Origin of the sequence: Isoptericola sp. NPDC056578, assembly GCF_042793275.1 — a bacterium.
GTDB lineage: Bacteria > Actinomycetota > Actinomycetes > Actinomycetales > Cellulomonadaceae > Isoptericola.
On sequence record NZ_JBHTVC010000064.1, the window covers coordinates 19,282 to 28,987 of the forward strand.

Annotated in this window: 7 protein-coding genes; 5 read left to right on the top strand and 2 right to left on the bottom strand. The window is 73.6% G+C overall.

The genetic code is table 11. The features are described 5' to 3' along the window. The first annotated feature begins 8 nt into the window (after positions 1 to 8). The 3 genes from ACFQ80_RS19175 to ACFQ80_RS19185 are packed head-to-tail and all read left to right on the top strand — an operon-like array spanning position 9 to position 4,421. Positions 9 to 1,235 (top strand): acetyl-CoA C-acetyltransferase, encoded by a 1,227-nt coding sequence (locus ACFQ80_RS19175; RefSeq protein WP_430564763.1) that lies wholly within the window; start codon positions 9 to 11, stop codon positions 1,233 to 1,235. Next, positions 1,232 to 3,421 (top strand): 3-hydroxyacyl-CoA dehydrogenase NAD-binding domain-containing protein, encoded by a 2,190-nt coding sequence (locus tag ACFQ80_RS19180; protein ID WP_430564764.1) that lies wholly within the window; start codon positions 1,232 to 1,234, stop codon positions 3,419 to 3,421. Before ACFQ80_RS19175 ends, ACFQ80_RS19180 begins: the two co-directional genes overlap by 4 nt. Continuing rightward, positions 3,330 to 4,421: an NAD(P)H-dependent flavin oxidoreductase gene (locus ACFQ80_RS19185; RefSeq protein ID WP_430564765.1), complete on the top strand. Its 1,092-nt coding sequence runs from the start codon at positions 3,330 to 3,332 to the stop codon at positions 4,419 to 4,421. Before ACFQ80_RS19180 ends, ACFQ80_RS19185 begins: the two co-directional genes overlap by 92 nt. Here the strand turns inward: ACFQ80_RS19185 and ACFQ80_RS19190 are convergent. Further along, the gene (locus ACFQ80_RS19190; protein WP_430549972.1) at positions 4,396 to 5,016 is read right to left on the bottom strand and encodes a TetR/AcrR family transcriptional regulator; all 621 of its coding nucleotides are present in this window, start codon (positions 5,014 to 5,016) and stop codon (positions 4,396 to 4,398) included. The two genes, ACFQ80_RS19185 and ACFQ80_RS19190, sit on opposite strands and share 26 nt — an antisense overlap. A 121-nt stretch (positions 5,017 to 5,137) precedes the next feature. Here ACFQ80_RS19190 and ACFQ80_RS19195 point away from each other — a divergent pair, with 121 nt between their 5' ends. Beyond that, complete coding sequence (locus ACFQ80_RS19195; protein ID WP_430564766.1) at positions 5,138 to 6,652, top strand: aldehyde dehydrogenase family protein; 1,515 nt, start codon at positions 5,138 to 5,140, stop codon at positions 6,650 to 6,652. A 7-nt stretch (positions 6,653 to 6,659) separates the two neighbouring features. On the opposite strand, the gene ACFQ80_RS19200 is transcribed toward ACFQ80_RS19195, so the two are convergent. Continuing rightward, entirely contained in the window at positions 6,660 to 7,868 is a 1,209-nt protein-coding gene (locus ACFQ80_RS19200) for a TetR/AcrR family transcriptional regulator (RefSeq protein WP_430564767.1), read from the bottom strand. 157 nt (positions 7,869 to 8,025) lie between these two features. On the opposite strand from ACFQ80_RS19200, the gene ACFQ80_RS19205 reads away from it, so the two are divergent. Beyond that, entirely contained in the window at positions 8,026 to 9,606 is a 1,581-nt protein-coding gene (locus ACFQ80_RS19205) for a long-chain-fatty-acid--CoA ligase (RefSeq protein ID WP_430564768.1), read from the top strand. Positions 9,607 to 9,706 lie beyond the last annotated feature (100 nt).

A 9,706-nucleotide genomic window follows, 5' to 3' on the forward strand; every position in this document is an offset into this window, starting at 1 on the left:
GGACATCCGTGACAGAGGCATACATCTACGACGCCGTCCGCACGCCGCGCGGCAAGAACCGCGGCGGGGCGCTCCACGGCGTCAAGCCCGTCGACCTGGTCGTGGGGCTGATCCACGCCCTCGGCGAGCGCCACCCCACCCTCGACCCGGCGGCCGTCGACGACATCGTGCTCGGCGTCGTCTCGCCCGTCGGCGAGCAGGGCGGCGACATCGCCCGCACCGCGGCGCTCGTCGCCGGCCTGCCCGAGACCGTCGCGGGCGTCCAGCTCAACCGGTTCTGCGCCTCGGGCCTGGAGGCCGTCAACGTGGCCGCCCAGAAGGTCGCCAGCGGCTTCGAGGACCTCGTGCTGGCGGGTGGCGTCGAGTCGATGTCGCGCGTGCCGATCGGCTCCGACGGCGGCGCCTACGTGCAGGACCCGACCACGAACTACGACCTCTACTTCGTCCCGCAGGGCATCGGCGCCGACCTCATCGCCACGCTCGACGGGTTCTCCCGCGAGGACGTCGACGCCTACGCCGTGGAGTCGCAGCGACGGGCCGACGAGGCGTGGCGCGAGGACCGGTTCGCCCGGTCGGTCGTGCCGGTGCGCGACCTCAACGGCGTCTCGCTGCTCGACCATGACGAGCACCGCCGGCCGGGCTCCACGGTCGAGAGCCTGGGCCACCTCAAGCCCGCGTTCGAGATCCCCGGGGCGCAGTCCGGCTACGACGCCGTGGCGCTGCAGAAGTACCACTGGCTCGAGTCGATCGACCACGTGCACACGGCCGCGAACTCGTCGGGCATCGTCGACGGCGCGGCCCTCGTCGTGGTCGGCAGCCGGGAGGTGGGCGAGCGCCTCGGCCTCACGCCGAGGGCGCGGGTCGTCGCCACCGCCGTGACGGGCTCGGAGCCCACCATCATGCTCACCGGCCCCGCCCCCGCCACGCGCAAGGCGCTCGATCGTGCGGGCCTCACGGTCGACGACATCGACCTGTTCGAGCTCAACGAGGCCTTCGCCTCGGTCGTCATGCGGTGGGAGCGCGAGCTCGGCATCCCGCACGACAAGGTCAACGTCAACGGCGGGGCGATCGCCATGGGGCACCCCCTGGGCGCCACGGGCGCGATGATCCTCGGCACGCTGCTCGACGAGCTGGAGCGCCGCGACCTGCGTCGCGGCCTCGCCACGCTGTGCGTCGGGGCGGGCATGGGCATCGCCACCATCATCGAGCGGGTCGAGGAAGGGGAGACGGCATGAGCGTCATCGAGGACCGGGCGGGCGTGCAGGGCGGGTACGCCTGGGACGAGGACGGCGACGGCGTCGTCACCCTCACCATGGACGACCCCGACCGCGGCGCCAACACCATGAACGCCCACTTCCGGGCCGCGCTCGAGGCGAGCGTCGAGCGCCTCGAGGCCGAGCGCGACCGGATCTCCGGCGTCGTCCTCGCGTCGGCGAAGAAGAGCTGGTTCGCCGGCGGGGACCTCGAGCTGCTCCGCTCCGCCGACCCGGCGCGGTCGGCCGAGGAGACCGCGGACATCGAGCACGTGAAGTCGCTGCTGCGCCGGATCGAGCGGCTCGGCCGGCCGGTGGTCGCCGCGATCGACGGCACGGCACTGGGCGGGGGGCTCGAGGTCGCGCTCGCCACCCACCACCGCATCGCCGCCGGCGACGTCAAGGGCCTGCGCCTCGGGCTCCCCGAGGTCTCCCTCGGCCTGTTGCCCGGCGGCGGCGGCGTGAGCCGCACGGTGCGGATGCTCGGGCTGCAGAAGGCGCTGGCGGACGTCATCCTGCCGGCCACGAAGTTCACCGCCGCGGGCGCGCTCGAGGTCGGCCTCGTCGACGAGGTGGTCCCCGCGGCGGAGGTCCGCGACCGCGCGAAGGCCTGGATCGCCGCGAACCCGGAGCCGGTCAAGCCGTGGGACGTCAAGGGCTTCCGGCTGCCCGGCGGCGCGCCGACCTCCCCGTCCCTCGCACAGGCGCTCGCGGCGATGCCCGCGATGCTGCGCAGGCAGGTCAAGGGGGCCCCGATGCCCGCACCGCGCGCCGCGATGGCGGCCGCCGTGGAGGGGGCGTACGTCGACTTCGACACCGCCTCGACGATCGAGACCCGCTACCTGGTGCAGCTCACGCACTCGCCGGTCGCGAAGAACATGATCAAGGCGTTCTTCTTCGACCTGGAGAGCATCAACGCCGGCGCCAGCCGGCCCGCCGGGTACCCGACGTTCCGGGCGAAGAAGGTCGGCGTCGTCGGCGCCGGGATGATGGGCGCCGCCATCGCCTACGTGGCCGCCCGCAGCGGCGTCGACGTCGTGCTCAAGGACACGTCGACGGGCGCCGCCGAGCGGGGCAAGGACTACGCGCGCCGCCTCGAGGAGAAGGCCCTGGGCCGCGGGAGGACGACGCCGGAGGCGAGCGCGGCCCTCCTGGAGCGGATCTCCACGACCGACGACCCCGCCGACTTCGCGGGCGTGGACTTCGTCGTCGAGGCGGTCTTCGAGTCCGTCGACCTCAAGCAGTCCGTGTTCCGGGAGATCCAGGACGTCGTCGAGCCCGACGCCGTGCTCGGCTCGAACACGTCCACCCTGCCGATCTCGCTGCTCGCCGAGGGGGTCGACCGGGCCGAGGACTTCATCGGGATCCACTTCTTCTCCCCCGTCGACAAGATGCCGCTGGTCGAGATCGTCCGGGGCGCGCGCACCAGCGACGCCGTCCTCGCGAAGGTCTTCGACTTCGTGCTGCAGATCCGCAAGACGCCCATCGTCGTCAACGACGCCCGGGGCTTCTTCACCTCGCGGGTGATCGGCCGGTTCATCGACGAGGCCGTCGCCGCCGTGGGCGAGGGCGTCGAGCCCGCGTCCGTGGAGCAGGCCGCGCTCCAGGCCGGGTATCCCGCGGGGCCGCTGCAGCTCCTCGACGAGCTCACGCTCTCCCTCACCCAGAAGATCCGCACCGAGACACGGGCCGCGCACGAGGCGGAGGGCGGCACCTGGACGGCGCACCCCGCCGAGGCGGTCGTCGACTGGATGGTCGACGACCAGGACCGGCCCGGACGCAGGGCGCGGCGCGGCTTCTACGACTACGACGAGGCGGGCCGGCGCACGCGCCTGTGGCCGGGGCTGCGCGAGCGGTTCGGCTCGGGGAGCGCCCGGGTGCCCCTGGTGGACCTGCAGGAGCGGATGCTCTTCGCCGAGGCGCTGGACGCGATCGCCTGCCTCGACGACGGCGTGCTCACCTCCGTCGCGGACGCCAACGTCGGGTCGATCTACGGCATCGGGTTCCCCGCCTGGACCGGCGGGGTGCTGCAGTACGTCAACCAGTACGACGGCGGCCTGACGGGTTTCGTCGCCCGTGCGCACGAGCTGGCCGACACCTACGGCGAGCGGTTCCGGCCGCCCGCCTCCCTGGTCGCGCGGGCCGCCGCCGGCGAGACCTACGAGTGAGCGGGGGGACGTCGTGATCAGCACGCGCTTCACCGAGGCGTTCGGGATCGAGCACCCGGTCGTCCAGGGCGGCATGATGTGGGTCGGCCGGGCAGAGCTGGCCGCCGCGGTCTCCGAGGCGGGCGGGCTGGGCATCATCACCGCGCTCACCCAGCCCACCCCGGCCGACCTCGTCAGGGAGATCGAGCGGGCCCGCCGCCTGACCGACAAGCCCCTCGGGGTCAACCTCACGATCCTGCCGGCGATCGACCCGCCGCCGTACGACGAGTACCGGCGGGCGATCGTCGACGCCGGCATCACGATCGTCGAGACCGCCGGCTCCAACCCCGAGCCGCACATGGAGATGTTCGGCGCCCACGGGGTGCGGGTGATCCACAAGTGCACCAGCGTGCGGCACGCGCTCAAGGCCCAGGCCGTCGGGGTGACGGCGGTGTCGATCGACGGGTTCGAGTGCGCCGGTCACCCCGGCGAGGACGACGTGCCCGGCATGGTGCTGCTCCCGGCCGCCGCGGACCGGCTGACGATCCCGTTCCTCGCCTGCGGCGGGATCGCGGACGGCCGGGGCCTGGCGGCGGCGCTGGCCCTCGGGGCCGACGGGGTCACGATGGGCTCGCGGTTCATGTGCACGGTCGAGTCGCCCGTCGCGCCGGCCGTGAAGGAGCGGATCGTCGCCGGGTCGGAGCTCGACACCAACCTCATCTTCCGCTCCCTGCGCAACACGGCGCGGGTCGCGAAGAACGCCGTCAGCGACGAGGTCGTCGAGATCCTGGCGGGCGGCGGGCGGTTCGAGGACGTGCGCGACCTGGTCGCGGGCGCCCGGGGCCGGAAGGTCTTCGAGGACGGCGACCTCGACGCGGGGATCTGGACCGTCGGGCTCGTCCAGGGCCTCATCCACGACGTCCCGGCCGCCGGGGAGGTGGTCCGCCGCACCGTGGCCGAGGCCGAGGAGGTGCTGCGGGCCCGGCTGGAGCTGGTCAGCCGGCCCCGGCTCCGTGCCTGACCATCCCCTGCGCGGTCGCCACCAGCTCGTCGAGGGAGCGCGTGCGCGGGTTCCACCACTCGACCACCCAGTTCATCGCCCCCAGCAGGAGCAGGCGGAAGGTGTTGACGTCCAGGTCGGCGCGCACCTCCCCCGCCTGCTGGGCGGCGACGAACAGGTCGCGCCACAGCCTGCTGTAGAGCGCCTCCTCGGCGGCCGGGCGCACCCGCAGCTGCTCCGGGACGTGCCCCGCGTTGCGGATCGAGGCGGTGGCGTAGTCGGACAGCTGCAGCTCGTAGCGCAGGTGCGCGTCCACGGCCACGAGGAGCCGCTCCATCGCGGTGGTGCCGTCGGGCAGCGCCTCCAGCGTCTCCTCGACGTGGAGCCGGACGCGGTGCGCACCCTCCCACATGACCTCCTCGACGAGACCGTCGCGCGAGGAGAAGTAGTAGTAGATCGCGGGCGCCTGGACGCCGGCGACCGCGGCGACGTCGGCGAGGCGCGTGCCCGCGTACCCCTTGCGCGACAGCACCTCGGCGGCCGCGTCCAGGATGCGCTGGCGCGTCTGCGCCGATTTCGACGCCGGTCGCGTCGCCTCCGTCCCGGTGACGTCCATGCTCCGATCCTAGCCTGATTTCTAACCAAGATTAGAGAAATCCTTGCGCGTCGTCCCGGAGCGGCCGTAATGTGTGACTCGCGATTTACTTGTCTGCTCGACGTGGAGTAGGAGACCGGCGATGACGCTTGCGGACCAGACCGCCCAGGCCGGGCGGGAAGCCCGGCAGATCACCACGTACCGCCCCGTCGACGGCGAGCCCGTCGCCAGCTACCCGGTGGCGGACGCCGCCCAGGTCGGCATCGCCGTCACCAGCGCCCGGGACGGCGCCCGCTGGTGGCGCGAGCAGGGCTTCGCCGGACGTCGCGCGCACCTCCTGCGCTGGAAGTCGCACGTCGCGCTGCGCGCCCGGGAGCTGGCCGACCTCATCGCCGCGGAGACCGGGAAGCCGGCGGACGACGCCCTGCTCGAGGTCATGCTCACCCTGGGGCACCTCGACTGGGCGGCGAAGAACGCCGCCCGCGTGCTGCGCCGCCGCCGGGTGCGCGCCGGCCTGGTCAACTACAACCAGCACGCCACGGTCGGCTACGAGCCCTACGGCGTCGTGGGCGTCATCGGGCCGTGGAACTACCCGCTGTACACCCCCATGGGCTCGATCTCGTACGCGCTCGCCGCCGGCAACGCCGTCGTCTTCAAGCCCAGCGAGCTGACGCCCGGCCCGGCCGCGTGGCTCGCCGAGCGCTGGCGGGAGGCCGTGGGGCACGACGTCCTCGTCGCCGTCACGGGCGACGGGGCGACGGGCGCCGCGCTCGTCGCGGCCGACGTCGACAAGGTCGCGTTCACGGGCTCCACCGCGACGGCGAAGAAGGTCATGGCGGCCGCCGCCGAGCGGCTGGTGCCGATCGTGGCCGAGTGCGGCGGCAAGGACGCGCTGCTCGTCGCGGCCGACGCCGACCTCGACGCCGCGGCCGACTTCGTCGTCTTCGGCGCGATGGGCAACGCGGGCCAGACGTGCGTCGGCGTCGAGCGCGTCTACGTCGTCGAGGCGGTGCGCGACGCCCTCGTGTCCCGTGTCGTGGAGCGGGCGGGACGGCTGCGCACCTCGGGCGCCGACGCGCAGTACGGCCCGATGACGTTGCCCGCCCAGGCGGACGTGGTGCGCCGGCACGTCGAGGACGCCGTGCGGTCGGGCACGGCGGTGCTCGGTGGTACCGAGAGCGTGCACGGCCGGGTGATCGACCCGATCGTCGTCACCGACGTCGACGAGCACTCCCTCGCGGTGCGGCACGAGACGTTCGGCCCGCTCGTCGTGATCAACACCGTCGCCTCCCTCGAGGAGGCGGTCGAGCGGGCGAACGCGACCCCGTACGGGCTCGGCGCGGCGGTCTTCACCAAGGACGCCCGCGCGGCGTCGGCGGCCGCCGACGCCCTGCGCGCCGGCGTCGTGACCGTGAACTCGGTGCTCGGGTTCGCCGCGGTCGCGGCCCTCCCCTTCGGGGGGGTCAAGGAGTCCGGCTTCGGCCGCATCCACGGCGCCGACGGCCTGCGCGAGTTCAGCACGGTGAAGTCCGTGGCACGCCAGACCCGGAAGGCCGCGCTGAACCTCCTGACGATGGACCGCACCGAGAAGGACATGCACCTGGTCGCCAGGATGATCCCGCTGCTCCACGGTCGGTCGAAGGGTTCCCGGGGCTAGGCCGTCGTCAGACGCCCAGCACGGTCTCCAGCACTGCCCCGATCCACCGCTTGGCCTCGGGCGCCGGGCTGCGGCGCAGCGCGACGCTCAGGTCGGCGACCACGTTGAAGCCGGCGTGCACGAGGAACCGCAGGTCGCGCGGGTCGAGGTCCGGACGCAACCGCCCGAGCAGCTCCACCCAGTCGTCGACGTGCGCGCGCTGGAGCCGCCGCAGGCGGCGCTGGTCCTCGGCGTCGAGCGCACCGACGTCCGCCGTGTACACGTCCATGAGGTCGCGGTCCTCGACGGCGAAGCGGACGTACGCCGCCTCGAGGCTGTGCAGCGCCTCGCGGGGGTCGGGGCGGCCCAGCGCGTCGTCGGCCGCGGCGTCCAGGGCCGCCGCGGCCCGCTCGCACGCCGTGCGCAGGATCTCGGACTTGCCGCTGAAGTGTCGGTAGACGCCCGACGGCGTGATCCCCACCGCGGCGGCGATCTCCTCGATCGACGCCTCGTGGTAGCCCCTGCGGGCGAACGCCGCGATCCCCGCCTGCGCGAGCTGGTCGCGGCGTCGGCCCGGCGGCGCGGCCTCGACCTGTCCGTGCCCCTCCGCCGGCGCGGTCGGCGCCGGACCCGGCGCCTCGGTGAGCACGCGCATCGCCGCCTCGCGCAGCAGCGCCTGCAGCGACGCGACGGCCATCGGGGTGCGGTGGGCGGTGACGCTCGCGATCACGCTCAGCGCGGCCAGGGCGACGAGGTCCAGCGTCGGCGGGTCGAGGTCGGGCCGCAGCATCGCGGCGGGCTCGGCGAGACGGCGCCGCAGGGCCGTGAACTCCGCGGCCAGGGCCCGGCGGTCCTCGGGGCGCAGGTAGCGACTCTCCCAGCGGTAGATGTTCCCCGACGACCGCATCGCGACGGTCTCGCCCGAGACGGCGTCGAGGACGGCCGCTGCCTCCGTGCGCGCCGTCGCCGGAGTGCGGTCGCTCACCTCCCCCACCGCCGCGGTCGCGTCGGTCAGCCGGGCGACGAGGTCCATCGCGATCTCGCGGAACAGCTCGTACTTGTTGTCGAAGTGCCGGTAGAGCGCCGCCGCGGTGATCCCCACCGCGTCGGCGACGTCCTGCATCGCCACCCGGTGGTACCCGCGCTCCGCGAAGGCGACCGCGGCGGCCGCCTCGATGGTCTGCCGCCGGTCACGTGGGCGCCTCCTGACCTGGTCCGCCGCCCTCGCCTCGCTCACGGTGCACACACTAACGCCGGCCCCCCGCAGGGGCTGGCACTCGGATGTGAATGGTGAGTAACATGATCTCGTCGACCCCCGCGGGCGGCAGGAACGGACGGGACGTGGCGACGGCGCCACGCCCCCGACTCGGCTCACGTACGAAGAGGTGCATGCCATGAGCGACGCCACGGACGCCATCCCCCCGACTGTCCGCCGCAACCACTGGATGAACCAGGTCCTCACCCACGCCGCGACCAAGCCCGACGCGACCGCCTTCTCCTTCCAGGGCGAGGTGACCACCTGGGCCGACGCCGCCCGGCACATGGACACCCTCGCCGCGGCGCTCCGGCGGCGCGGCGTCGGCTTCGGCGACCGCGTGCTGCTCCTGACGCTCAACCACACCCTCGTGGTGGAGACCGTCTTCGCGATCAACCGCCTCGGCGCCGTCGCCGTCCCCATGAACGTGCGGCTCTCCCCCGCCGAGATCGCCTACGTCGTCGACGACGCCGACGCGGACCTCGTGGTCGTCGACCAGCCGCTCGCCCCCCTGCTCTCGGCCGCGCAGCAGCTCACCGACCGACTCCGCGGCGTCGTCGTGGTGGGCGACGCCGCCGACGGGCAGGAGAGCATCGCGGACCTCCTCGCCGAGCCCCTCGACGGCTTCGTCGCGCCCGACGTCCCCGAGGACACGACCTGTCTCATCATGTACACGTCGGGGACCACCGGGCGGCCCAAGGGCGCCATGCTCGACCACCTCAACATGACGGCGCAGTCCCTCACCGTCCTGCGGGTGAACGAGATCTTCGACGAGTCCGACGTCGCCTTCCTCACCGCGCCCCTGTTCCACATCGCCGGGCTCGGGTCGATCGCCGCCAACTTCGTGGTCGGCATCCCGACCGTCATCCACCCGCTCGGCGCCTTCGACGCCGCGGCGCTCGTCGACGCGTGGGAGCGGGAGGGTGCCACCATCGTCTTCAACGTGCCGCAGCAGTGGCAGGCGATCTGCGCCGTCCCCGGCATCCGCGACCGCGACCTGCGGCTGCGCGTGATCAGCTGGGGTGCCGCGCCGGCGTCCGACACGTTGCTGCGCACGATGACCGAGACGTTCCCCGACGCCCTCAACGTCGCCGTCTTCGGCCAGACCGAGCTCTCCCCCATCACCTGCGCGCTGCGCGGCCGGGACGCGCTGCGCAAGCTCGGGTCGGTCGGGCGTCCGGTCCCCACCGTCCAGTGGAGGATCGTCGACGCCGAGCTCCGCGACGTCCCGACCGGGAGCATCGGGGAGATCGTCTACCGCGGGCCGAACCTCATGAAGGGGTACTGGCGCAAGCCTGCCGAGACGGCGGCAGCCTTCGACGGCGGCTGGTTCCACTCGGGCGACCTGGTCCGCCAGGACGAGGACGGCTTCGTCTGGGTCGTCGACCGGCTCAAGGACATGATCATCTCGGGCGGCGAGAACGTGTACTGCGCCGAGGTGGAGAACGCCCTCTTCGCGCACCCGCGGATCGCCGCGGCGGCGGTGTACGGCCGGCGCGACGAGCGCTGGGGCGAGGTGCCCGTCGCCGCCGTGGTCCTGACCCCCGGAGAGCCGCTCGGCCTCGCGGAGCTCCAGGACTGGCTGGGCGACACCCTCGCCCGCTTCAAGCAGCCCAAGGACCTCGTCGTCGTCGACGCGATCCCCACGAACGCGTCCGGCAAGGTGAACAAGGTGGCCCTGCGCGAGGCCGACCGCGGCGCCGTGACGGTCGCGTCGTGACGACGGCGTGCGCCCCGCAGCCCCCCGGCGGGCCCCCCCCCAAGGCCCCCGGCCCGCCGTGGGGGACGGCGGGGGGGCCGCCGGGGGCGGCGCCCCCGCC